This is a genomic window from Gemmobacter aquatilis, from assembly GCF_900110025.1.
Taxonomy (GTDB): Bacteria; Pseudomonadota; Alphaproteobacteria; order Rhodobacterales; family Rhodobacteraceae; genus Gemmobacter; species Gemmobacter aquatilis.
In genome coordinates, this window is the sequence record NZ_FOCE01000009.1 from 42,887 (window position 1) to 66,499 (window position 23,613).

The following is a 23,613-nucleotide window of genomic DNA, read 5'->3' on the forward strand; positions in this document are numbered from 1 at the left end:
CATGCCCTATGATTACGACCCGCAAAACATCTTCGCCCGCATCCTGCGCGGCGAAATCCCCAACAAGACCGTGCTGGAAACCGCGCATACGCTGGCCTTCCACGACATCCGCCCGCAGGCGCCGGTGCATGTGCTGGTGATCCCGAAAGGGCCCTATGTCACCTACGATCATTTCGCCCGCGATGCATCGGATGCCGAAATCGTCGATTTCCACCGCGTGGTGGCGCAGGTCTGCGCGATGACCGGCGTGCAACCGGGCGAGGGCGGGGCGGGCTTTCGCGGCATCACCAATGCGGGCGAGGCCGGGGTGCAGGAAGTGCCGCATTTCCACATGCATATCCTCGGTGGCCGCCCGCTGGGCCGGATGCTTGCCCCCGCGGCCTGAGCGCGGCGCCGCAATCCGCAGCTTCCGGGTCGCCTGACCCACCCCTTTGCCGCCAGTCTGGCGGCAAAGGAGAGCGCCATGATGCTGCATTTCACCCCACTGCCCACCGCCGCCGTCCGCGCCTTGCAGGCGGGCGGCCCCGATGCCAACGGCCAGCCGCCCGAACGCGCGCTGTCTGACGGCCCCGGCACCCCCTGCCGCCATTGCCTGCGGATGATCCCGCAGGGGGCGGGGATGCTGATCCTTGGCTACCGGCCCTTTCCGGCACTGCAACCCTATGCCGAATCTGGCCCGATCTTCCTGTGTGCCGATCCCTGCCCGGCAGGCGGCGGCCCGTCACTGCCGGAAATCCTCGCATCGCCCGATTACATCCTGCGCGGCTACAGCCGGCAGCACCGCATCGTCTATGGCACCGGCGCGGTGGTGCTGACCGGCCAGATCCTGACCGAGGCGGCGGCGCGGTTGGCCGATCCGCGCGTGGCCTATCTGCATGTGCGATCTGCCCGCAACAATTGCTACCAATGCCGGATCGACCGCGCCTGACCCCGCCCCGGATCTGACAGGCCTCTGGCGGTGATCCGGCAGAGCAACCGGGCCTGTGGCCCGGTTGCACGACGGTCCTCGCCGATCCGCCTGCGGCAGATCGGCTCAGGTTGCCTCCGGCAGGGGGTATTTTTACAAAGAAGAAGGGGTCAGTGCGCGGCGGACCAGCTTTGCCCCTGACCGGCCTCGACCGTCAGCGGAACAGACAGATGCACCGCCGGGGCCGCCGCCGCCTCCATCACCTCTTTCGCGGCTTGGGTCAGGGCGGCGGCATCGGCTTCGGCCACCTCGAACAGCAGTTCGTCATGCACCTGCAACAGCATTTTCGCATCCAGCCCGGCAATCGCCTGCGGCATGCGGATCATCGCGCGGCGGATCACATCCGCCGCCGTGCCCTGAATCGGCGCATTGATCGCGGCGCGTTTGGCAAAGCCCGCGCCCGGCCCCTTGGCGTTGATCTCTGGCGTATGGATCTTGCGCCCGAACAGGGTCTGCACATAGCCATGCGCCTTGGCGAAGGCGATGGTGTCGTCCATATAGGCGCGGATGCCGGGGAAACGCTCGAAATAACGGTCGATGAATCCCTGCGCCTCGCCGCGCGGGATGCGCAGGTTGCGGGCGAGGCCGAAGCCGGAAATCCCGTAGATCACCCCGAAATTGATCGCCTTGGCCTGACGGCGGATCTCGGGCGTCATCTGGTCCAGCGGCACGTTGAACATTTCCGAGGCGGTCATTGCATGGATGTCATGCCCCTGTTCAAACGCCTGTTTCAGCGCCGGAATCCCCGCCACATGGGCCAGAATGCGCAGCTCGATCTGGCTGTAGTCAAGGCTGACCAGCACCCGCCCCTCTGGCGCCACGAACGCCTCGCGGATGCGGCGGCCCTCTTCGCTGCGCACCGGGATGTTCTGCAGGTTCGGGTCGGTCGAGGCGAGCCGCCCGGTATTGGCCCCGGCGATGGAATAGGACGTATGCACCCGCCCGGTTTCCGGGTTGATATGGTCTTGCAGCGCGTCGGTATAGGTGGATTTCAGCTTCGACAACTGCCGCCAGTCCAGCAGCCGCGCCGCCAGACGGGCGCCCTGCGGCTGGCTGTCTTCCAGCGTGGTGATGTCTTCCAGCACATCGGCGCCGGTGGCATAGGCGCCGGTCTTGCCCTTCACCCCGCCGGGCACGCCCAGCCGGTCGAACAGAATCTCGCCCAACTGTTTCGGGCTGCCTACATTGAACGGCCCGCCCGCCAGTTCGTGAATCTCCGCCTCCAGCCCCGCCATCTTTTGCGCGAAAGCGTTGGACATGCGCGACAGCGTATCGCGGTCCACCTGAATGCCGTGCATCTCCATCTCGGCCAGCACCGGGATCAGCGGGCGCTCCAGCGTCTCGTAGACCGTGGTGACCTGCGCGCGATGCAGGCGCGGCTTGAACAACTGCCACAGGCGCAGCGTCACATCGGCATCTTCGGCGGCATATTTCACCGCATCGGCCACTGCCACCCGATCAAAGGTCACCGCCGATTTGCCCGACCCGATCAGATCCTTGATCGGGATCGGCCGGTGGTTCAGATAGCGCTCCGACAGCTCGTCCATGCCGTGATTGTGCAGCCCGCCATGCATCGCATAGCTCATCAGCATGGTGTCGTCGATCGGCGCGACCGTGACCCCCAGCCGCGCCATGATCTTGGCATCGTATTTCATGTTCTGGCCGATCTTCAGGATCGACGGGTCTTCCAGCACCGGCTTCAGCGCCGCCAGCACTTCCGCTAGCGGCAACTGCCCCTCGACCAGACTGTCCGAGGCGAACAGATCGCCCCCCCCCGCCCGGTGCCCGATGGGGATATAGCAGGCCCGCCCGGCCTCGACGGCCAGCGAGATCCCCACCAGATCGGCGCGCATCTCGTCCAGCGAAGTGGTTTCGGTGTCGAACGCCACATAGCCCCGCGCGCGGATGCGTGCGACCCATTCCGCCAGCGCCTCTGCCGTGGTCACCGCCTCATAGCCCGCCGCCTCAAACGGCAACACTTCGGGCGCCGCCACCTCGGCCTCGGGCGCCGCCTGCGCCACCGGGGCGGCCACTTTCAGACTGTCCGCCACCCGTTTGGTCAGCGTGCGGAACTCCATCTCCGTCAGGAAGGGCAGCAGCACCTCCGGCTCCGGCGCCAGCACCTCAAGGCTTTCCAGCGAGAAATCCAGCGGCGTTTCGCAATCCAGTTGCACCAGCCGCTTTGATACCCGGATCAGATCGGCATTGTTCACCAGCGCCTCGCGCCGCTTGGGTTGCTTGATCTCGCCCGCCCGGTCCAGCAGGGTTTCCAGATCGCCATATTCGGTGATCAGCAGCGCCGCCGTCTTGATGCCGATCCCCGGCGCGCCCGGCACGTTATCGACCGAATCGCCCGCCAGCGCCTGCACATCCACCACCCGCTCCGGCGCCACACCGAATTTCTCGAACACCTCGTCGCGGTCGATGGTCTTGTTCTTCATCGCGTCGAACATCACCACGCCATCGCCGATCAACTGCATCAGATCCTTGTCGGAACTGATGATCGTCACCCGCCCGCCCGCGTCGCGCGCCTTGCACGACAGCGTGGCGATGATGTCATCGGCCTCATAGCCCTCGGTCTCGATACAGGCGATGTTGAAGGCCCGCGTCGCGTCGCGGGTCAGCGGGAATTGCGGGCGCAGGTCTTCCGGCAGTTCGGGCCGGTTGGCCTTGTAGGCGGGGTAGATCTCGTTGCGAAAGGTTTTCGACGAATGGTCGAAGATCACCGCCACATGGGTCGGCGCGTCCGGGCCCTTGTTGCCTTCGACATAGCGGAACAGCATGTTGCAGAACCCCGCCACCGCGCCGATCGGCAGCCCGTCGGATTTGCGCGTCAGCGGCGGCAGCGCGTGATAGGCGCGAAAGATGAAGGCCGATCCGTCGATCAGATGCAGGTGGCACCCCTTGCCGAAGCCTTGCTGGTCACCCGTCATTTTCCGCCCCTCTGCACGCCGTTCCATGCCAGTATTGCCACGAAGCCGCGCGGGCTTCCACCCATCGGGGCAAAGTCAGGGGAGGGGAGAGATGCGGAGACTGCTTTGGGCCTTGGCCGGGCTGGTGCTGGGGGCAGGGGGCGTGCTGCTGGCGGGTATCGCCTTGCCCTATGTCACGCCCATTTCGCAGGCCGAGGGCGCCTATGCCATGGGGCTGGTGTTCTTCTGGGTGCCGGTCGGGGCGATCTTCGGCGCGATCCTTGGCGCGCTGTTCGGACCGCGGCGGCGCTGAACCGCGGCGCTGAACGCTTGACGGCGCCCGCCAAAAGCGGCAGGTTTCGCGCCATGCTGACCCGGAACGCCTCTTTCTCGTTTTATTGGCCCGACGCCACATAGGCGGCCGGTCAGCGATTCATGCCAATCATCTGACATCAGGCCGCCCGCAAGGGCCGCTCATGTCACGCTCCCCTTGCGGACCGCCCCCGCAAAGGACGCCCCATGATCCCCGTCACCATCCACCCCGCCGCCGCCCAAGACCTGCCCGAAGTGCATCGCATGTTGATCGGCCTTGCCGCCCATCACGGCGATGTCGCCACCATCACGCCTCAGGCGCTGGCCCGTCTGGCGCTCAACGCGCCGCAGGCCCGGTTGCTGGTTGCCTGTGTCGATGACAGCCCGGCGCGGCATCCGGTGGGCTATGCGTTGCTGATCCTGCGGCAGAACGCCCTCACCGGCGCCGCCAGCTATGTGATCGACCAGCTTTATGTGCAGGAACCGTTCCGCCAGCAGGGCGTGGCGCGTGCCCTGATCGCAGCCGCGCGCGATCTGGCGCAGGGTGAAGGGCGGGCCGCGCTGGTCATTGGCGCGCCGCCTGCAAATGCCGCAGCCGCCGCAGCCTGTCGCGCGATGGGCCTGACCGAGCTTCCCGCCACCGGCCCGCGCTTTGCGGTGGCGCTGTAAGCCGCGATGGCCAAGGCGCAATGGGTAAAATGGGGCGGGGTAAAGGGGGCGCCTCAGCGCGCGCCCCTCAGCCCCAGACCCACAGCGACAGCCGCAGCGCCTGGGGCGTCGGGGTCCAGCGGCCCAGCGGCACGCCTGCGGCGCGCAGCGCCTCGCCCATCCAGACATTGCAGGTGCGCAGCGCCGAAAACCCGCTTCGCCCGGCAAAGAACGCATCCGCCTGCGTCAGCCCCGGCGCCTTCACCAGTTCCGGCGCGCCCAGTTCGGCACTGATTCGCGCCAGCAGCGCCGCATAGCCCGTCGGTGTCAGCCGCAGCCGCGTCACCTCGGGCGCGTCGCGCAGCGCAAACCGCCCCCAGGCCTCCAGCCGCAGCACCGAGGCATCGCCCGCAATGCCCTTGGCCACCGCCCGCAGCGGCAGGTCGCCATAACCGCCGCCCGCCGTGTAAAACTCCCGCGCGCCCCAGCCGACCAGCAGCCAGCCCGCCTCGGGCGAATCCACCGCCACCCCGGCCTGCGCGGCAAAGCCGAACCGCGCCCGCAGATCGGGGGTCAGCGGCAACAGCAGGTCATAATGGATCGGCGTGGCGATCAGCCCGATCTCCACCGTGGCCTCGCCCGTCTGCACCGCCACCGGCGCCGGGATCAGCGCCCCCGCCAGCCCAGCCAACCCCCACAAGGCCGCCACGAAAAAGGGCGCGGCCAGACCCATGCCCAGCCAGCGCCCCCAAAACCTGAAACGACTGCGTTTCCGCTCAGTGGTCGTCATGCGCGTGATCGCGGTCGATCACATAGCGCTTGTCGCAATAGCCACATTCGACAAAGCCACTATCCTGCGGAATGGACAGCCAGACGCGCGGATGGCCCAACGCGCCTTCACCCCCGTCGCAGGCCACTTTCCACGTGGTGACAACCTGGGTTTCCGGCGCTTCAATCGACATGGCTGATCCTCTTGGAATGGCTGGCCCGCAGGGGCCGCGTTCGCGCCATTCTAGCGATCCCGCCCCGCGCGGCAAGGCCGAAGCCGCACTGCGGCATCACGCCACCAGCCGCGCCACGATCCGCCGTGTCACCGGCGCCACGACCAGCACTGTCGGAAAGGCGATGGCCCAGGCCAAGGCCCAGCTTCCCATCCAGTTGCCAAAGAACCCGGGCACCGGGCCAAGCGCGCGCAGGGTGGCGATGCCGCTGACGATGCAGGACATCAGGCCCGACAGGATCAGGCCGAACAGAACGGGGGCAAAACGGGCGGGGATCATGCGGGGCCTCGGGGCAGGGCGTGCGCAAAAAAGGCACGACGGGGGGTGTACAGGGGGTGTACGCTTGTCAGACGCCGGTCACCCCGTCAATTCCCCCGCCGGGATCACCGGAAAGAACTGCCCGGCGGATCGGATGCCGAACCAGTCCGCCCCCTCATGCGGGGCCGTCTCGCCGATCTCGACCAGCCGGTAAAAGCTCTTGCGGTCGATCCGCGCCTCCAGCCCGCGGCGGATCATCACATAGGGCGCAGGCTCGCCCGTGGCCGCATCCCGCTCCACCCGCAGCGGGTGTTCGGGGCCTGCGGTGGCGGTGTCTCCGACATTGGTCGTGAAGGTGATGACCCGGCTATCCCCTTCACCTTCCACGGAAAAATCCACCGCGATGAAGGGCACATCCTCCACGACGATGCCCACCTTCTCCACCGGGGTGACCAGAAAATACTTTCCCTCCTCCAGCTTCAGGATCGAGGCGAACATCTTCACCATCGGCAGCCGCCCGATCGGTGTGCCCTCGTGAAACCACGTCCCGTCGCGCGCAATCCGCATGTCCATGTCGCCGCAAAACGGCGGATTCCACAGATGCACCGGCGGCGGCCCCATTTTCGAGGCCTTCTGCACCGCTTCCATCAGGTTTTCGCCCCCCGGTTTCACGATCATTTGTGCCCCCTCCGCGTTTGTCATTTGTGCCCGGTCAACCAATTCGCTCTAATAGCGAAGTATAAACTTCTGAGGAGGAATGTCATGGCCGAGGCGCTGGTGCAGCAGATCGAATCTCTGGGGGACCGGCTGGTCGCCGCCAAGGCCTCGATCGACAAGCGCTTCATCGGGCAGGAAAAAGTGGTGGATCTGGTGCTGGCCGCGTTGCTGTGCGGCGGGCACGCGCTGCTGGTGGGCCTGCCGGGGCTGGGCAAGACCCGCCTCGTTGACACTCTGTCAACGGTCATGGGGCTGCGCGGCAGCCGAATCCAGTTCACCCCCGATCTGATGCCCGCCGACATTCTGGGCTCCGAGGTGCTGGAAACCGCCGCCGACGGCACCCGCGCCTTCCGCTTCATCGAAGGCCCGATCTTCTGCCAGCTCCTGATGGCCGACGAAATCAACCGCGCCAGCCCCCGCACCCAATCCGCCCTGCTGCAAGCCATGCAGGAACAAGAGGTCACCATCGCCGGCCAGCACCGCCCGCTGGGCCGCCCCTTCCACGTTCTGGCCACCCAGAACCCCATCGAACAGGAAGGCACCTACCCGCTGCCCGAAGCCCAGCTTGACCGGTTTCTGGTGCAGGTTGATGTCGAATATCCCACGCGGGCGACCGAACGCGACATCCTTCTTGCCACCACAGGCTCCGAAGAAGCGCAGGTTCATCAAGTGTTTAGCGCCGGTGAACTGCTAGAGGCGCAATCCGTGATCCGCCGGATGCCGGTGGGCGAAAGCGTGGTCGAGGCGATCCTTGATCTGGTCCGCGCCTGCCGCCCCGGCGAGCCGGAGGGCGCGGCTCTGGCCGATACGCTGAGCTGGGGCCCCGGCCCGCGTGCGGCGCAGGCGCTGATGCTGACGGTGCGGGCAAGGGCGCTGCTGGACGGGCGGCTGGCGCCTTCGGTGGCCGATGTGGCGGCCTTGGCGCGGCCGGTGCTGACCCACCGCATGGCGCTCAACTTCGCGGCGCGGGCCCGGGGCGAAAGCCTTGGCGCGGTGATCGACCGCGTGACAGCCCGCAGCCTCGGGATCGAGGCCGCGGCGTGAGCCTGACCGCCGATCTGCGCGGGCGCGCTGCCGCGCTGGGCCAGACCCTGCCGCCCTTGCTGGCGGCGGCGGATCATCTGGCACAGGCGGTGATCCTGGGCGATCACGGGCGCAGGCGGGCGGGGATGGGCGATGAATTCTGGCAATATCGTCAAGCCCATAGCGGTGACAGCGCGCGGATGATCGACTGGCGCCGTTCGGCCCTGTCCGACACGCATTTCGTGCGCGAACGCGAATGGCAGGCGGCGCAAAGCGTGTCGCTCTGGGTCGATCCGTCGGCCTCGATGCGGTTTTCCGGCGATAAATCCCGCCCGCCCAAGGCCGACCGGGCGCAACTGCTGGCGCTGGCGCTGGCGGTGCTGCTGCTGCGCGGCGGCGAACGGGTGGGGCTGCTGGGGGCCGAGACGCCGCCCCGGTCTGGCCGGGCGCAGGCGGAACGGTTGGCGCTGGCGTTGACCGCCGAAAGCGCCGAAGATTACGGTCGGCCCGAAACCGCAGGCGTGCCGCCGCATGGCCGCGTGGTGCTGATCTCGGATTTCCTGGGCGATCTGGCGGGGGTCGAAGCGGCGCTGGCGGCGGCCACGGATCGCGGCGCGCGCGGCGTCATCCTGCAAGTGCTTGATCCGGCAGAGGAAGATTTTCCGTTCGACGGGCGCACCATCTTTGAATCCATGTCCGGCGCGCTGCGCCATGAAACCCTGCGCGCCTCGGATCTGCGCGGGCGCTATCTGGTACGGCTGGCCGAACGCAAGGCGCGACTGGCCGATCTGGCCCGCGCTTCGGGCTGGCACATGCTGACCCATCACAGCGCGGCCCCGCCGCAACCCGCGCTGCTCTGGCTTTACCGCGCGCTGGAGGCGGCGCTCTGATGTTCATGCTCGGCCCCCTTGGTTTCACCGCCCCGCTGGTTCTGCTGGGCCTGATCGCGCTGCCTGTGCTGTGGCTGTTGCTGCGCGCCGTGCCCCCGGCGCCGATCCGCCGCCGCTTTCCCGGCGTGGCGCTGCTGCTGGGCCTGCGGGATGAGGAGGCCGAGGCCGACAAGACACCGCTCTGGCTGCTGTTGCTGCGCGCGGCGGCGATCGGGGCGGCGATTCTGGCCTTTGCCGGGCCGGTGCTGAACCCGCAACCCGTTGAACCGGCAAGCGATCTGCCACTGCTGGTGCTGATGGATGGCACCTGGGCCGATGCCGCCGACTGGCCGCGCCGGGTGGAACGCGCGCAGGTGTTGGTCGAGGCGGCGGGCCGCGCCGGGCGCACCGTGGCGCTGGCGCGGCTGAGCGACCGGCCCGAACTGCCGTTGTTCCAATCCGCCGATGCGGTGGCGGCGCGGCTGGCCGGGATGCAGCCGCATCCTTTCGGCCCGGTTGATCTGGCGGGCTGGGCGGCCCTGCTGCAACAGGCCGGGGCCGTGGAAACGGTCTGGTATTCCGACGGGCTGGACTGGCCGGGGCGCGCGGTGTTGCAAGCCACGCTGCTGGATGCCGGTCGCCTGCGCGTGTTCGAGGCGCCGCGCCCGTTGCTGGCGCTGCGCCCGGTGCGCTTTCAGGATGGGGCGGTGCAGATCGTCGCGCTGCGCCTGCCCGCGGCGGGCGAACAGGCGGTCGAGGTGTCGGCCCGCGGGCTGGACCCTTCGGGGATCGACCGCGAACTCGCCCGCGCCACGCTTACCTTTGCCAGCGGCGCGACCGAGGCGGAGACGGCGCTGGAACTGCCGCCTGAACTGCGCAACCGTCTGACACGGTTCGAGATTTCTGGCACCCGTTCTGCCGGGGCTGTGACGCTGACCGATGACAGCCTGAAGCGGCGCAAGGTGGCGCTGATCGGCGGCGGCGCCGATGCCGAGGGGTTGCTGCTGCTGTCGCCCACCCATTACCTGCGGCAGGCATTGCAGCCGGTGGCCGATCTGCTGGAAGGCGGGTTGAAGGATGTGCTGCAGGCCAATCCCGATGTGATCGTGCTGACCGATGTGGCGCGCATGACACAGGCCGAAAGTGACGGGTTGGCGACATGGGCGGCCAAGGGCGGGCTGCTGCTGCGCTTTGCCGGGCCGAAACTGGCGGCCTCTGACATTGGGCGCGGCGCGGCGGACCCGCTGCTGCCGGTGCGCCTGCGCGAAGGCGGGCGCAGCCTTGGCGGCGCGATGAGCTGGGGCGACCCGAAGGCGCTGGCGCCCTTTGGCAAGGACAGCCCGTTCTTCGGCCTGCCCATCCCGCCCGAGGTGACGGTGAAGGCGCAGGTTCTGGCCGAACCCGACCCCGATCTGGCCGCGCGCACCATCGCCGCGCTGGCCGATGGCACGCCCTTGGTGACGCGCAAACCCATCGGGCAGGGGCAGGTGGTGCTGTTCCATGTCACCGCGAACGCCGACTGGTCTTCGCTGCCGCTGTCGGGCCTGTTCGTGCAGATGATGGAGCGGCTGGCGGTCTCTACCCGCCCCGGTCAGCCAGAGGCGGGCGATCTGGCCGGGCGGATCTTTGCGCCGGAACGGGTGCTGGATGCCTATGGTGCGCTGCAGGATCCGGGCAGCTTGCCGGGCGTGGCGGGCGAGGATCTGGCGCAGGCGCAGCCCGGCCCCGCGCTGCTGCCGGGGCTTTATGCCGACGAGGATCGCCGCGTGGCGCTGAACGTGATCCGGCCCGATACCGCGTTGTCCCCTGCCGTCTGGCGTGCCGGGGTGCGGCAGGATTGGCAGGAGGCGCTGCAGGAACGGGCGCTGAAGGGCGTTTTCCTTGCCGGGGCGCTGCTGCTGCTGCTGGCCGATGTGCTGGCGGCGCTGCGGGTTTCGGGGCGGCTGTCGGGGTCGCTTGCGGCGCGGCTGTGTGTGGCGCTGCTGGCGCTGGGGCTGGCCCCCGAGGCGCGCGCGCAGGACGACGGTTTCGCCATTGCGGCGACGACCGAGGTGCGGCTGGCCCATGTGCTGTCGGGCGACCGCAAGCTGGACGATCTGGCCGATGCGGGCCTGCGCGGCATCGGCGCCCGGCTGTTCGAACGCACCACCATTGAGCCCGCCGAGCCTATGGCCGTGGACATCGAACGCGACGAACTGGCGTTCTTTCCCTTCCTCTACTGGCCGATCAGCGCCGATGCGCCGCTGCCGTCGGTCGCGGCCTATCAGAAGCTGAACCTCTATCTGCGCAGTGGCGGCATGATCCTGTTCGACACCCGCGACGCCGGCATGGTGGGCGGCACCTCGCTTGAGGCGAAGCGGCTGCAACTGATCGCCTCCGGCCTCGACATCCCGCCGATTGCGCCGATTGCGCCCGATCATGTGCTGACCCGCACCTTCTATCTGCTGCAGGATTTTCCGGGGCGCCATGACGGCCCGATCTGGGTGGAGGCGCCGCCCCCCGATGCCGTGCAGGCCGAAGGCATGCCGTTCCGCAGCCTGAATGACGGGGTGACGCCGGTGGTGATCGGCGGGAATGACTGGGCGGCGGCCTGGGCGATGGATGACCGGGGCATCCCGCTTTACCCCGTCGGGCGCGGCAGCGCGGGCGAGCGGCAGCGCGAGATTTCCTATCGCTTCGGCATCAACCTCATCATGCATGTGCTGACCGGCAATTATAAATCCGATCAGGTCCATGTGCCTGCGCTGCTGGAAAGGCTGGGGCAATGAACGGGCTGTTTTCGGGCGCGCTGGTGTTCGACCCGCATCTGCCCTGGCTGCTGATCGCCGGGTTGGCGGGGCTGGCGGCGGTGTTGGTGGTCTATGCGCTGTGGCGCGGGTTGCCGGGCTGGCCCCTGCGCGGGGCGGCGGCGCTGGTGTTGCTGATCGCGCTGGCCAACCCCTCGTTGCAAGAGGAAGACCGCGCGCCGCTGTCGGATATCGTGATCGCGGTGGTGGACCGCACGGCGAGCCAGTCTGTCGGCACCCGCACGGCGCAGGCCGATGCGGCGCTGGCGGCGCTGCGGGCCGAGGTCGCGGCCCTGCCGAATACCGAATTGCGCGTGGTCACCGTGCCGGATGCGCCGGGCGATGGCGGATCGCAGGTCATGGCCGCACTGGCCGAGGCGCTGGCGCAGGAACCGCGCGCGCGGGTGGCGGGGGCGGTGATCCTCAGCGACGGGCAGGTGCATGATCTTGATCTTGCACCGCAAATGCCCGCGCCGCTGCATCTGCTGCTGACCGGCGCGGCCAAGGATTGGGACCGCCGCCTGATCGTCAAGAACGCCCCGGCCTTCGCCATCATCGGCGAGCCGGTGACGCTGACGCTGCGGATCGAGGATCATGGCGCGGTGCCGGCCGATCTGGCGGGCGTGGCCGAACTGTCCATCGCGGTGGATGGCGGGGAGCCGCAAATCTATAGCGTGCCGGTGGGCGAAGATCTGGACCTGCCGGTCACCCTGCCGCATGGTGGACAGAATATCCTGCAATTTCAGGTCACTGTCAGAGAAGGCGAGTTGACGGACCGCAACAACGCCTCGGTCACCGCCATCAATGGCGTGCGCGACCGGCTGCGCGTTCTGCTGGTGTCGGGCGAACCCCATGCCGGGGAACGGGTCTGGCGCAACCTGCTGAAATCCGACCCTTCGGTCGATCTGGTGCATTTCACCATCCTGCGCCCGCCGGAAAAGCAGGACGGCATCCCGGTGGAGGAACTGTCGCTGATCGCCTTTCCGACGCGGGAACTGTTCGTGGAAAAGATCGACGAATTTGATCTGATCATCTTTGACCGCTACCGGCTGCGCGGCATCCTGCCCACCGCCTATCTGGAAAACGTGCGCGATTATGTGCGGCGCGGCGGCACGGTGCTGGTGGCGGCGGGGCCGGAATTTGGCACGGCGGACAGCCTCTGGCGGTCGCCTTTGGCCGAGATTCTGCCAGTGGAGACCACCAGCCGCGTGCTGGAAGGGGGCTTTCGGCCCAAGCTGACGCCGCTGGGCGAACGGCATCCGGTGACGCAGGGCCTTGATGCGCTGGCACCCGAGGCGGGCTGGGGCCGCTGGTTCCGCCAGATCGAGATTTCGGCCCGCCCGGCGGGGCAGGTTGTGATGGAAGGCGCGCAGGGCAAGCCACTTCTGGTGCTGGCGCGCGAGGGCGAGGGGCGGGTGGCCGTGCTGGCCTCGGATCATGCGTGGCTTTGGGGGCGCGGCTACGAGGGTGGCGGCCCGCAGTTGGAGATGTTGCGGCGCCTGGCCCACTGGATGCTGAAAGAGCCGGAGCTGGAGGAAGAAACGCTGGTGGCCGAGCCGGGCGAGGGCGCGATCCGGGTGATCCGCCGCACGCTGTCGGAAACACCGCCCGGCCCGGCAGAGCTGACGCGACCCGATGGCAGCGTGGCGTCGCTGGATCTGCCGCAGGTCGGCCCCGGCCACTATCAGGCCGAGGTCGCGGCGCCTGGGGTGGGGCTGTATCGGGTGACGCAGGGCGATCTGGAAACCGTGGTCGCCATCGGCCCGCCTGCGCCGAAGGAGTTCGAGGAAACCATCGCCAGCGGCGAGAAACTGGCGCCGCTGGTGGCGGCAACGCGTGGCGGTGTGCTGCGGATCGAAGCGGGGATGCCCGATCTGCGCGCCGTGGCCGAAGGGCGGGTGGCCGCCGGGCGCGGCTGGATCGGCCTCATCCCGCGCGGCGCCTATGTGACGCAGGATATTCGCGTGGCGGCCTTGCTGCCCGGTTGGGCCTGGCTTGTTCTGGCCGCCGCGTTGATGCTGGCGGCGTGGCTGCGCGAAGGGCGGCTGGTGCGGCGGCGGGCCTGAGCTAGTCGGGCTTCGCCAGATCAGGCTCCGCCAGCCGGGCCACGATGGCGCGCCGCGATTGCGAGGCAAATTCGCGCCGGGCCACGGTGGCAAAGGTCGCCGTCATGGTGACAAACAACCCCACCGGCCCCAGCAGCCAGCCCATCGCCCCCAGCGCATAATACACCGCCCGCAGCCCGCGATTGTAGTTGCGCGCGGCGGTCACATTCACCTCGGCGGCGCGAGCGGCGCGTTCAAAGGCATGGGGGTGGTGCGGGTCATTCGGCACCGAGGCCATCAGCACCGAGCAATAGCCGAACAGCCGGTGCGACCAGACGAATTTCAGAAAGCCCGACACGACGAACAGCAGCACGAAGGCGACCTTGGCCTTCAGCAGCAGCAGCGGATCGGGATGCAGCTCGAAGCTGAGCGCCAGACCTTGCAGCGGCGTGGTATCGGCCAGCAGGGCCAGCCCGCCACCCAGCGCGAACAGGCAGGTGGAGGCAAGGAAGGTGATCCCCTCGCGCAGTCCGCCGACAATGGTCGCATCGAATATCCGCGGCTGCCGGGTGACGAATTCGCGCATCCAGTCGCGCCGGTAATGTGCCATGATCTCGGATACCGAGGGGCGGACGCTGTTGGGCCGTTCGATCAGCCGTTGCAGCACGGCGATCCCGGCCATCGAATAGCCGATTGCGGCGTAATCGCCGGGCGAGAACAGGGCGGTGAGGCTCATCAGATCCATGCCCCTGTGTAGCCGCTTCGCTTTCGCTTGCCAAATCGGCAAATTGGTTATATTAATTTACCAGTCGTGAGGAGGCGCGCCATGGATATGCCAACCCCGAGCCTGCAGATCCTGTCGCGCAAGGCGCGGATCGTGGAGCGATTGTTGGAGGTGCTGCCCGCCGACGCGGTGGTGCATGACCCCAACGAGGTGCGCGCCTATGAATGTGATGCGCTGTCGGCCTATCGCTGCCCACCCCTTGCCGCCGTTCTGCCGCGCGACACCGCCGAAGTGGCCGCCGTGCTGCGGGTGTGCTTCGAGGAACGCGTGCCTGTCGTGCCGCGCGGTGCGGGCACATCCTTGGCCGGGGGGGCGCTGCCTACGGCGGATTCGGTGATTCTGGGCGTGGCGCGGATGAACGGGGTGCTGGAGGTCGATTACCCGAACCGCTTCATCCGCGTGCAATCGGGCCGCACCAATCTGAGCGTGACCGGAGCTGTGGAATCGGACGGGTTCTTCTATGCCCCCGATCCGTCGAGCCAGCTGGCCTGCGCGATTGCCGGCAATATCGCCATGAACTCGGGCGGGGCGCATTGCCTGAAATACGGGGTGACGACCAACAACCTGCTGGGCGTGACCATGGTGCTGATGGATGGCACGGTGGTCGAGATCGGCGGGCCCTGGATGGATGCGGGCGGGCTGGATCTGCTGGGCGTGGTGTGTGGATCGGAAGGGCAGTTGGGCGTGGTGACGGAAGCCACGCTGCGCATCCTGCCGAAACCCGAGGGCGCGTTGCCGGTGCTGATCGGGTTCAACGAGTCCGAGGTGGCGGGGGCCTGCGTTTCCGACATCATCAAGGCGGGCGTGCTGCCCGTGGCGATCGAATTCATGGATGGCCCCTGCATCAAGGCCTGCGAGGCCTTCGCCAAGGCGGGCTATCCCGATTGCGAGGCGCTGCTGATCGTCGAGGTGGAGGGATCGGAGGCGGAAATCCGTCACCAGCTTGGCCTGATCACCGAGATTGCGCGCCGCCACAACCCCGTGGAAATCCGCGAGGCGGCGGACGAGGCGCAGGCCAAGCGCATCTGGCTGGGCCGCAAATCGGCCTTTGGCGCGATGGGGCAGATCAATGATTATATGTGTCTGGATGGCACGATCCCGGTATCGAGCCTGCCGCATGTGCTGCGCCGGATCGGCGAGCTGTCGCGCGACTATGGGCTGGATGTGGCGAATGTGTTCCATGCCGGGGATGGCAACATGCATCCGCTGATCCTCTACAATGCCAACCTGCCGGGGGACCAGGAAAAATGCGAGGCGCTGGGGGCCGACATCCTGCGGCTGTGTGTCGAGGTGGGCGGCTGTCTGACCGGCGAGCATGGCGTGGGGATCGAGAAGCGCGATCTGATGGAGGTGCAATATGGCGCCGCCGATCTGGAGGCGCAGGTGCGGGTGAAGGATGTGTTCGATCCGCGCTGGTTGCTGAACCCCGCCAAGGTGTTTCCGCTGCATGTGACCGCCGGGCGGCGCGCGGGTTGAGAACGTCGGGGGCTGTCTGCCCCCGGACCCCCGAGGATATTTTCAGACAGAAAATGGAAGATGTGATGCGCCCGGAAAATGAGGCCGAGCTGAGTGAGATGGTCCGGCATGCGCGCGGGCCGCTGGCGGTGCGGGGGGGCGGCACGCGGGGGCTGGCCGCGCGCGGGGCGGTGGTTCTGGAGACCTCGGGCTTGTCGGGTGTGCGGCTGTATGAGCCGGGGGCGCTGACGCTGGTGGCCGGGGCGGGCACGCCAGTGGCGGAGATCGAGGTGGCGCTGGCGACGGAGGGGCAGAGGCTGGCCTTCGAGGTGCCGGATCTGCGGCAGGTGCTGGGGCGGGCAGGCGCCTCGACCATCGGTGGGGTGGTGGCGGAAAATGCCTCGGGTCCGCGCCGGGTGCAGGCGGGGGCGTGCCGGGATTTTCTGCTGGGCGTGCGCTTTGTCGATGGGCGGGGCGATGTGCTGCGCAATGGCGGGCGGGTGATGAAGAATGTCACCGGCTATGATCTGGTGAAGCTGATGGCGGGCAGCCGGGGGCGGCTGGGGGTGTTGACCGAGGTGGCGCTGAAGGTTCTGCCCAAACCCGAGGCGGAGGTGACGCTGGCCTTGCGCGGTTTGAGCGATGCGCAGGCCGTGGCGGCTTTGTCGGCGGCGCTGGGATCGCCCTATGAGGTGAGCGGGGCCGCGCATCTGCCGGGGCAGGGGACGTTTTTGCGGATCGAGGGGTTTGCGGGTTCGGTGCGCTATCGCTTTGGCGAACTGGCGCGGCTGTTGCAGGGGTTTGGCGTGGCGGAGGAGGTGCCCTCGCCCTGGGCGGCGATCCGCGATGTGGGGCCGCTGGCGGCGGTGGCGGGGGATCTGTGGCGGCTGTCGGTGAAACCGTCCGAGGCGCCGGGGATCGTGGCGCGGATGGGGGCAGAGGCGGTGATCTATGACTGGGGCGGCGGGTTGATCTGGGCGCGCATGGCGCCGGGTGCCGATCTGCGGGCGCGGCTGGGGGTGTTTGCGGGCCATGCGACGCGGCTGTCGGGCGCGCCGGGCATTGCCGCCTTGCCGCCGGAAGCGGCGCCGGTGGTGGCGCTGAGCGAAGGCCTGCGGGCGCAGTTCGATCCGCGCGGGATTTTCGCGGCACCCGAGGAGGTTTGATCCATGCAGACGCATTTCACCCCCGAACAGTTGCGCGACCCCGGCATCGCCCGCGCCAACGAGATCTTGCGGACCTGCGTGCATTGCGGCTTTTGCACCGCGACCTGCCCCACCTATCAGGTGCTGGGCGACGAGCTGGACAGCCCGCGCGGCCGCATCTACCTGATCAAGGAGATGCTGGAGACCGGGCGCCCCGCCGATGCGAAGACGGTAAAGCATATCGACCGCTGCCTGAGCTGCCTGTCCTGCATGTCCACCTGCCCGAGCGGGGTGCATTACATGCATCTGGTGGATCAGGCGCGCGAATATATCGAGCAGACCTACAAGCGGCCCTTCACCGACCGGGCGCTGCGCTGGGTGCTGTCGCGGGTGATCCCTTATCCGGGGCGGTTCCGGCTGGCGCTGCTGGGGGCCAAGATGGCGCGGCCCTTTGTGCGCTTGCTGCCCGACCGGCGGCTGCGCGCCATGGTGGCGATGGCGCCGAAACAGGTGCCCGCCGTCAGCCGCAATGACGATCCGCAGGTGTTTGCCCCCCTCGGCGCGCGGCGGATGCGGGTCGCCCTGCTGACCGGCTGTGCGCAAAAGGCGCTGAATACCGATATCAACGATGCCACGATCCGCCTGCTGCGGCGGCTGGGCTGCGAGGTGGTGGTGGCCAAGGGCATGGGCTGCTGTGGGGCGCTGACCCATCACATGGGGCGCACCGGCGAAAGCCATGCGCAGGCCGGGGCCAATATCGCTGCCTGGATGGCGGAAAAGCGCGAGGGCGGGCTGGATGCGATCGTCATCAACACCTCGGGCTGCGGCACGACGGTGAAGGATTACGGCCATATGTTCCGCAACGATCCCGCCGCCGCCGATGCGGCGGAGGTTTCGGCGCTGGCGATGGATGTCAGCGAGGTTCTGGTGAAGATCGGCCTGCCGCAGGGCGCCCCCAAGGGCCTGCGCGTCGCCTATCACGCCGCCTGTTCGCTGCAACATGGCCAGCAGGTGAAAACCGCGCCGAAAGACCTGCTGAAACGCGTGGGGTTCGAGGTGGTGGAACCGGCCGACAGCCATCTGTGCTGCGGCTCGGCCGGCACCTACAACCTGCTGCAGCCCGAAATCTCGGCGGAACTGAAGGCGCGCAAGGTGAAGACGCTGGAGGCGAAGGCGCCGCAGGTGATCGCGGCGGGCAATATCGGCTGCATGATGCAGATCGGATCAGGCACCGGCATCCCGGTGGTGCATACGGTGGAACTGCTGGATTGGGCCTTGGGCGGGCCGAAACCGCAGGCCCTTGCCTGAGGCGCGGAAATGCCACATTCCTGCCGGGCTGCGCTGCGATAAGCTGTCGCAGACGGAGGTTCCATGCGCCTGATCGCCACCCTTGCCCTGAGCCTGTTTGCCCTGCCGTTGCAGGCCGAGGATGCAAGGCTGCACAGCCTGCAGACCGCCAATGACAGCCGCGGCTGGGATGCGGTGGGGCGGATCAATCTGGGCAAGAAGGGCTTTTGCACCGGCGCCCTGATCGCGCCGGATCTGGTGCTGACGGCGGGGCATTGCCTGTTCGACAAGGACACCGGCGCGCGCATCGACCCGGAAAAGATCGAGTTTCTGGCGGGCTGGCGCAATGGTCGGGCCGCCGCCTATCGCGGGGTGAAACGCGCGCTGGCGCACCCGGATTTCGTCTATGGTGGCGCGGAAAAGCTGGCACGGGTGGCGCATGACATCGCGTTGATCCAGCTGGATCAGCCGATCCGCCTGCCCTCGATCCAGCCCTTTGCCACCGGCGCGCAGCCAAGGGCTGGCGATGCGGTGGGGGTGGTGTCTTACGGCAAGGGGCGGGCCGATGCGCCCTCGTTGCAAGAGGTGTGTTCGGTGCTGGGGCAGCAGCCAGACATGCTGGTGCTGAGCTGCGATGTCGATTTCGGATCGTCGGGCGCACCGGTCTTTGCGATGAAGGACGGCGCGCCGCAGGTGGTTTCTGTCGTGTCGGCCAAGGCCGAGGTCGAGGGGCGCAAGGTGGCGCTGGGCACCTCTCTGGAGGCGCCGCTGGCCGATCTGCGCGCCGAACTTGCGCTGGGGGTGACGGTGCGCCCGGGCAGCGTGCGCGTGCTGTCGGGCGGCAATGCCGGAAATTTTCAGCGGCCCTGATCCCTCTTGAAACCACGCGCGGCGCTTCCCAAGTGAGGATTGCCGGGTGCCATGACGGGCCCGGAACCACCGCCCGCCCGCTGCAAACGGGGGGCATGAAAATACATCGCTCGATGAGGATGACCATGCGCAACCTTGATTTCGCACCGCTTTACCGTGCCACCGTGGGCTTTGACCGGATCGCCGATCTGATGGACCGGGCGCTCAGCGCCGATGTCGCCCAACCCACCTATCCGCCCTACAATATCGAAAAGACCGCCGAAAACGCCTATCGCATTTCGATCGCCGTCGCGGGTTTCACCCCCGAAGAGCTGAATGTCGAGGTGCGGGATGGCGCGCTGTTCGTCACCGCCCGCAAGGCGCCGGAAGAAGGCAACCGCAATTTCCTGCATCGCGGCATCGCCACCCGCGCCTTTGAACGCCGCTTCGCGCTGGCCGATCATGTGCGCGTGACGGGGGCGGCGCATGAACACGGGATGCTGCATATCGACCTCATGCGCGAAACGCCCGAGGCGCTGAAACCCCGCCGGATCGAGATCGCCCGCCCTGCCGCGCCCGTCGCGGCCCGGCAGGTCGAAGGCAGCGTGAACTGAAACCACGCGGGATCAACGGGGGCGCGCCGGGCAACTGGCGCGCCCCTTCCATTCTGTGCGCGGGGTGCAAACCGCGATCAACGCCCTTGTCATCGCCGCCCATCCTGCCGATATGCGATGCACCTGCAGGAGGATGTTGATTGGATCGAGTGACATTGCCCGAACGCCCCGACTGGCGGGCCGAGGCGGAGAGGTTGGGCTTCACCTTTGCCGATATGCACGGCGCGCCCTATTGGGACGAAACCTCCGCCTACCGCTTTACCTTGGCCGAGGTGGAAGATCAGATCGAAGACCCGGCGACCGAACTGCACGCGATGTGCCGCGAAGCGGTGTCGCGGATCGTTGGTTCCGAGGCGCTGATGGCGCGGATGGGCCTGCCCGAGGCGCATTGGGGCCTGATCGCCGACAGTTGGCAGGCGGGCGAGCCAGAGCTTTATGGGCGGCTGGATCTGGCGCATGACGGGCAGGAGCCTGCCAAGTTGCTGGAATACAACGCCGATACGCCAACCTCGCTGTATGAAAGCGCGTCGTTCCAATGGCTGTGGCTGGAACAGCAACTGGCGGCAGGGGTGCTGCCCGAAGGTGCAGACCAGTTCAACCGCATCCACGAGGCGCTGGTGGAACGGTTTGCCGAAATCTTTGCCCCCGATACGGATGTGCATTTCGCCGCAGCCGCAGGCAATCCCGAAGATTACGCCACAGTCGAGGCGCTGGGCTGGGCCGCGCGCGAGGCGGGGCTGGGCGCGCATTACACCGATCTGGAACAGATCGGGCTGACCGCGCAGGGCCAGTTTGCCGATTCCGAAAGCCGGGTGATCGGTACGCTGTTCAAGCTGTACCCGTGGGAAGACCTGCTGGCCGATGAATTTGCCGCCCATCTGGCGGGGTCCGGCTGCCGCTTCATCGAGCCGCCGTGGAAGGCGCTGCTGTCGAACAAGGCGATCCTGCCGATGTTGTGGCAGTTCTTCCCCGGCCATCCCAACCTGCTGCCCGCCTATTTTGCCGAGGATGTGACCGCCGGTCGCGCCTCCGGCGCTGCCGAGGCGCTGGCAGCGGGGCATGTGGAAAAACCGATCTTCTCGCGCGAAGGGGTCGGGGTGCGGATCGTCGAGAATGGTCAGATGCTGGAGGCGTCGGGCAATGCCGATTACGACCGCCACCCGCGAATCCTGCAGGCCTATCATCCCCTGCCGCTGATGGGCGGGATGCGCCCGGTGATCGGCGCCTGGATCGTCGGCGAAACCTGCGTGGGCATGGGCCTGCGCGAGGATGCCAGCCGGATCACGCAGGATCTGTCCCGCTTCAAACCGCATTTCATGGAAGGATGACGACGCGATGAAACGCTCTCGCCATGTGGCGCTGACCCTGCTGGGGGCTGCCGCCTTCGGCCTCGCCGCCTGTCAGGAAGAGGCAACCGAGGCGGCCAGCTTTGCCGATCTCGACAGTTGCCTGGCCGCCGCCAGCGATGGCGGCTGGTTCACCGAGGCCGATTGCAAGACCACCTTCGCCGAGGCGCAAGTGCTGCACGAGGAAACCGCGCCGCGCTATGAAAGCCGCGAACTGTGCGAGCAGGAACATGGAGAGGGCGCCTGCGGCGGTGACAGCGTGTCGGGCGGGGGCGGCGGGTTCAGCTTCATGCCGCTGCTGATGGGCTACATGATTGGCAGTGCGCTGGGCGGCGGGCGCCCGGTGGCGCAGCCGGTGATGGCGCGGGCAGGGGGCGGCTTCACCACGCCGGGTGGCACTGCCGTTTCCAATCTGGGGGGCGCGGGCAAGATGCCTGCCAGCGCCTTTGCCAAGGCGCCCATCACCAAGGGCCTGCCGCCGATGACGCAGGCACAGGTGCAATCGCGCGGCGGGTTCGGTGGGTCTGCCGCGCCGCGCAGCAGTTCGGGCGGATAAGGAAAGGGGGCGCTCGCGCCCCCTCTGGCCTTAGGCCATTCACCCCCTGAGAGTATTTGGACCAGGATGAAAGGGGGAGGTTTCTTCCCCCTTCGCCGGTCAGATGCTGAGGCAGATGTATTTCATTTCGAGATAGTCTTCGATCCCGTGATGGCTGCCTTCGCGGCCAAGGCCCGATTGCTTGACCCCGCCAAACGGTGCGACCTCGGTCGAGATGATGCCGGTGTTCACGCCGACGATGCCATATTCCAGCGCTTCCTGCACCCGGGTGATCCGGCCCACATCGCGCGCGTAGAAGTAAGAGGCGAGGCCGAAGATCGTGGCATTGGCCTTTTCGATCACCTCTTCCTCGGTGTCGAACTTGAACAGCGGCGCCAGTGGGCCGAAGGTTTCTTCATTCGTCACCAGCATGTCATCGGTCACCCCGGCGACCACGGTCGGCTGAAAGAAGGTGCCGCCCAACGCGTGCCGCTGGCCGCCGGTGATGATCGAGGCGCCCTTGGCCAGCGCATCGGCGACATGTTCCTCGACCTTTTCCACCGCATCCATGTTGATCAGCGGCCCGGTGGTCACCCCCGCCTCCAGCCCGTCGCCGACATTCAGCTTGCGCACGGCGGCCGACAGCTTTTCGGCGAAGGCATCATAAACCCCGGCCTGCACGTAGATCCGGTTGGCGCAGACGCAGGTCTGGCCGTTGTTGCGGAATTTCGAGGCCATCGCACCCTCGACCGCCGCATCCAGATCGGCATCGTCGAACACGATGAAGGGCGCGTTGCCGCCCAGCTCCATCGAGCATTTCATCACCTGATCCGCGGCCTGACGCAGCAGGATGCGGCCCACTTCGGTCGATCCGGTGAAGGTCAGCTTGCGCACCGCGTGGTTTTCGCAGAATTCCTTGCCGATGCCGACGGCGCCCTTCTTGTCAGAGGTGACGACCGAGAACAGGCCTGCCGGGATGCCCGCGCGTTCCGCCAGAACAGCCAGCGCCAGCGCCGACAGCGGCGTGTCTTCGGCCGGGCGGGCGACGAAGCCGCAGCCTGCCGCCAGCGCCGGGCCGCATTTGCGGGTAATCATCGCATTGGGGAAGTTCCACGGCGTGATCGAGCCGACCACGCCGATCGGCTGCTTGATCACGGTGATCCGCTTGTCGCGCATATGGCCGGGGATGGTTTCGCCATAGATGCGCTTCGCCTCTTCGGCGAACCATTCGATGAAGCTGGCGCCATAGGCGATTTCGCCCTTGGCTTCGGCCAGCGGCTTGCCCATTTCGGCGGTGAGGATGGCGCCCAGATCATCCTGATTGGCCATCATCAGGTCGAACCACTTGCGCAGCACATTGGCGCGTTCCTTGCCGGTGCGCGCCGCCCATTCCTTCTGGGCGATCTGCGCCGCCGCAATCGCCCGGGCAGTTTCGGCCCGGCCAAGGTTCGGCACCGTGCAGATCACGTCGCCGCGCGCGGGGTTGCGCACCTCCATCGTCGCGCCGTCATCGGCGTCGATCCAGGCGCCGGCCACATAGGCCTGCGTCACCAGCAGCGACGGATCCTTCAGGCGGGCGCGCAGATCGGTGGCGGAATCAAGCATGGGAGTCTCCTGACTTCAATTTGGCGCATGGTGATCCGACTGCGCTGCGCTGTCCAGTTCGCCGGCGGCAGAAATCCAAAGAATTCCGTCATTTTTGATCAAATACCTGCGGGCCGCAGGATCAGCTCTTGGCGTGCATCCGTTCGATATAGCCGCGCATCTCTTCGGCCTCGTGGCGGGCATCGCGCAGGCCCTCCATTGCGGCGCGCAGTTCGGCCTCGGTCTGCGACAACTGGTTCATCAGCTCTGACTCGCGCTGTTCGACATAGAGCAGCGCCTGATCGCGGGTTTCCTCGGCCTCGTGCAGCGATTGCGCCAGACGGTCCAACTCCCCCATATCGCTGGCTGAAACGCGGCGGAAGCGGTGCACCAGCCAATTGGCGAACCAGCCCAGCGTAAAGGCCAGCATCAGCACGATGGCGGTGGCGACGACGAATTCATTGCGGTTCATGCGG

General features: G+C 67.4%; 23 protein-coding genes. 15 read left to right on the forward strand and 8 right to left on the reverse strand.

What is annotated here, in order from left to right; translation table 11 throughout:
• The first annotated feature begins 1 nt into the window (after window position 1).
• Both BMX43_RS14555 and BMX43_RS14560 read left to right on the forward strand, forming a co-directional pair.
• A complete protein-coding gene (locus tag BMX43_RS14555; RefSeq protein WP_091302662.1) occupies window positions 2-385 on the forward strand; it encodes an HIT domain-containing protein in 384 nt (127 codons plus the stop codon).
• Window positions 386-463: 78 nt separating this feature from the next.
• Window positions 464-928 carry a DUF1203 domain-containing protein gene (locus BMX43_RS14560; RefSeq protein WP_342711627.1) on the forward strand — a complete coding sequence of 155 codons (465 nt, stop codon included), beginning with the start codon at window positions 464-466 and terminating at the stop codon, window positions 926-928.
• Window positions 929-1,077: 149 nt separating this feature from the next.
• Here the strand turns inward: BMX43_RS14560 and polA are convergent, their stop codons facing one another.
• On the reverse strand, window positions 1,078-3,900 hold the full coding sequence (polA, locus tag BMX43_RS14565) for a DNA polymerase I (RefSeq protein WP_091302863.1): 2,823 nt from the start codon (window positions 3,898-3,900) through the stop codon (window positions 1,078-1,080).
• Window positions 3,901-3,991: 91 nt separating this feature from the next.
• Here polA and BMX43_RS14570 point away from each other — a divergent pair, with 91 nt between their 5' ends.
• Window positions 3,992-4,192 (forward strand): hypothetical protein, encoded by a 201-nt coding sequence (locus BMX43_RS14570; protein WP_091302664.1) that lies wholly within the window; start codon window positions 3,992-3,994, stop codon window positions 4,190-4,192.
• Between the two features lie 206 nt (window positions 4,193-4,398).
• Window positions 4,399-4,860 (forward strand): GNAT family N-acetyltransferase, encoded by a 462-nt coding sequence (locus tag BMX43_RS14575; protein WP_091302666.1) that lies wholly within the window; start codon window positions 4,399-4,401, stop codon window positions 4,858-4,860.
• 67 nt (window positions 4,861-4,927) lie between these two features.
• Here BMX43_RS14575 and BMX43_RS14580 read toward each other — a convergent pair whose 3' ends face one another.
• The 4 genes from BMX43_RS14580 to BMX43_RS14595 all read right to left on the reverse strand — a co-directional run bounded on the left by BMX43_RS14580 (window position 4,928) and on the right by BMX43_RS14595 (window position 6,776).
• Window positions 4,928-5,629, reverse strand: coding sequence for a DUF2459 domain-containing protein (locus BMX43_RS14580; RefSeq protein ID WP_091302670.1), 702 nt, complete (start codon window positions 5,627-5,629; stop codon window positions 4,928-4,930).
• Complete coding sequence (locus tag BMX43_RS14585) at window positions 5,616-5,801, reverse strand: zinc-finger domain-containing protein (protein ID WP_091302672.1); 186 nt, start codon at window positions 5,799-5,801, stop codon at window positions 5,616-5,618. The genes BMX43_RS14580 and BMX43_RS14585 overlap by 14 nt, the downstream gene beginning before the upstream one ends.
• A gap of 96 nt (window positions 5,802-5,897) precedes the next feature.
• Window positions 5,898-6,119 (reverse strand): DUF2798 domain-containing protein, encoded by a 222-nt coding sequence (locus BMX43_RS14590; RefSeq protein WP_091302674.1) that lies wholly within the window; start codon window positions 6,117-6,119, stop codon window positions 5,898-5,900.
• A 78-nt stretch (window positions 6,120-6,197) separates the two neighbouring features.
• Window positions 6,198-6,776: a DUF1285 domain-containing protein gene (locus BMX43_RS14595; protein WP_091302865.1), complete on the reverse strand. Its 579-nt coding sequence runs from the start codon at window positions 6,774-6,776 to the stop codon at window positions 6,198-6,200.
• A gap of 84 nt (window positions 6,777-6,860) precedes the next feature.
• On the opposite strand from BMX43_RS14595, the gene BMX43_RS14600 reads away from it, so the two are divergent.
• The 4 genes from BMX43_RS14600 to BMX43_RS14615 are packed head-to-tail and all read left to right on the forward strand — an operon-like array spanning window position 6,861 to window position 13,559.
• Window positions 6,861-7,859, forward strand: coding sequence for an AAA family ATPase (locus BMX43_RS14600; RefSeq protein ID WP_091302676.1), 999 nt, complete (start codon window positions 6,861-6,863; stop codon window positions 7,857-7,859).
• Window positions 7,856-8,728: a DUF58 domain-containing protein gene (locus BMX43_RS14605; protein ID WP_091302678.1), complete on the forward strand. Its 873-nt coding sequence runs from the start codon at window positions 7,856-7,858 to the stop codon at window positions 8,726-8,728. Before BMX43_RS14600 ends, BMX43_RS14605 begins: the two co-directional genes overlap by 4 nt.
• Window positions 8,728-11,475, forward strand: a complete 2,748-nt coding sequence (locus BMX43_RS14610; protein WP_091302680.1) for a DUF4159 domain-containing protein — start codon at window positions 8,728-8,730, stop codon at window positions 11,473-11,475. Before BMX43_RS14605 ends, BMX43_RS14610 begins: the two co-directional genes overlap by 1 nt.
• Window positions 11,472-13,559 carry a hypothetical protein gene (locus BMX43_RS14615; RefSeq protein ID WP_091302682.1) on the forward strand — a complete coding sequence of 696 codons (2,088 nt, stop codon included), beginning with the start codon at window positions 11,472-11,474 and terminating at the stop codon, window positions 13,557-13,559. The genes BMX43_RS14610 and BMX43_RS14615 overlap by 4 nt, the downstream gene beginning before the upstream one ends.
• Window position 13,560: 1 nt before the next feature.
• Here the strand turns inward: BMX43_RS14615 and BMX43_RS14620 are convergent, their stop codons facing one another.
• Window positions 13,561-14,274, reverse strand: a complete 714-nt coding sequence (locus BMX43_RS14620; protein ID WP_245749486.1) for a DUF599 domain-containing protein — start codon at window positions 14,272-14,274, stop codon at window positions 13,561-13,563.
• Window positions 14,275-14,364: 90 nt separating this feature from the next.
• On the opposite strand from BMX43_RS14620, the gene BMX43_RS14625 reads away from it, so the two are divergent.
• From BMX43_RS14625 to BMX43_RS14655, 7 genes are all read left to right on the forward strand, one after another.
• A complete protein-coding gene (locus tag BMX43_RS14625; protein WP_091302685.1) occupies window positions 14,365-15,798 on the forward strand; it encodes an FAD-linked oxidase C-terminal domain-containing protein in 1,434 nt (477 codons plus the stop codon).
• 65 nt (window positions 15,799-15,863) lie between these two features.
• Window positions 15,864-16,943: an FAD-binding protein gene (locus tag BMX43_RS14630; protein WP_091302867.1), complete on the forward strand. Its 1,080-nt coding sequence runs from the start codon at window positions 15,864-15,866 to the stop codon at window positions 16,941-16,943.
• Between the two features lie 3 nt (window positions 16,944-16,946).
• Complete coding sequence (glcF, locus tag BMX43_RS14635; RefSeq protein WP_091302686.1) at window positions 16,947-18,230, forward strand: glycolate oxidase subunit GlcF; 1,284 nt, start codon at window positions 16,947-16,949, stop codon at window positions 18,228-18,230.
• Between the two features lie 63 nt (window positions 18,231-18,293).
• Window positions 18,294-19,079, forward strand: a complete 786-nt coding sequence (locus BMX43_RS14640) for a trypsin-like serine peptidase (RefSeq protein ID WP_091302688.1) — start codon at window positions 18,294-18,296, stop codon at window positions 19,077-19,079.
• Between the two features lie 125 nt (window positions 19,080-19,204).
• Complete coding sequence (locus BMX43_RS14645) at window positions 19,205-19,672, forward strand: Hsp20 family protein (RefSeq protein WP_091302869.1); 468 nt, start codon at window positions 19,205-19,207, stop codon at window positions 19,670-19,672.
• Window positions 19,673-19,812: 140 nt separating this feature from the next.
• The gene (locus tag BMX43_RS14650; protein ID WP_091302689.1) at window positions 19,813-21,000 is read left to right on the forward strand and encodes a glutathionylspermidine synthase family protein; all 1,188 of its coding nucleotides are present in this window, start codon (window positions 19,813-19,815) and stop codon (window positions 20,998-21,000) included.
• A gap of 7 nt (window positions 21,001-21,007) precedes the next feature.
• Window positions 21,008-21,574: a DUF1190 domain-containing protein gene (locus BMX43_RS14655; RefSeq protein WP_091302691.1), complete on the forward strand. Its 567-nt coding sequence runs from the start codon at window positions 21,008-21,010 to the stop codon at window positions 21,572-21,574.
• Window positions 21,575-21,673: 99 nt separating this feature from the next.
• Here the strand turns inward: BMX43_RS14655 and BMX43_RS14660 are convergent, their stop codons facing one another.
• Window positions 21,674-23,158, reverse strand: coding sequence for an NAD-dependent succinate-semialdehyde dehydrogenase (locus tag BMX43_RS14660; RefSeq protein WP_091302694.1), 1,485 nt, complete (start codon window positions 23,156-23,158; stop codon window positions 21,674-21,676).
• 121 nt (window positions 23,159-23,279) lie between these two features.
• Window positions 23,280-23,609, reverse strand: a complete 330-nt coding sequence (locus tag BMX43_RS14665; protein ID WP_091302696.1) for a hypothetical protein — start codon at window positions 23,607-23,609, stop codon at window positions 23,280-23,282.
• Between the last annotated feature and the right edge of the window lie 4 nt (window positions 23,610-23,613).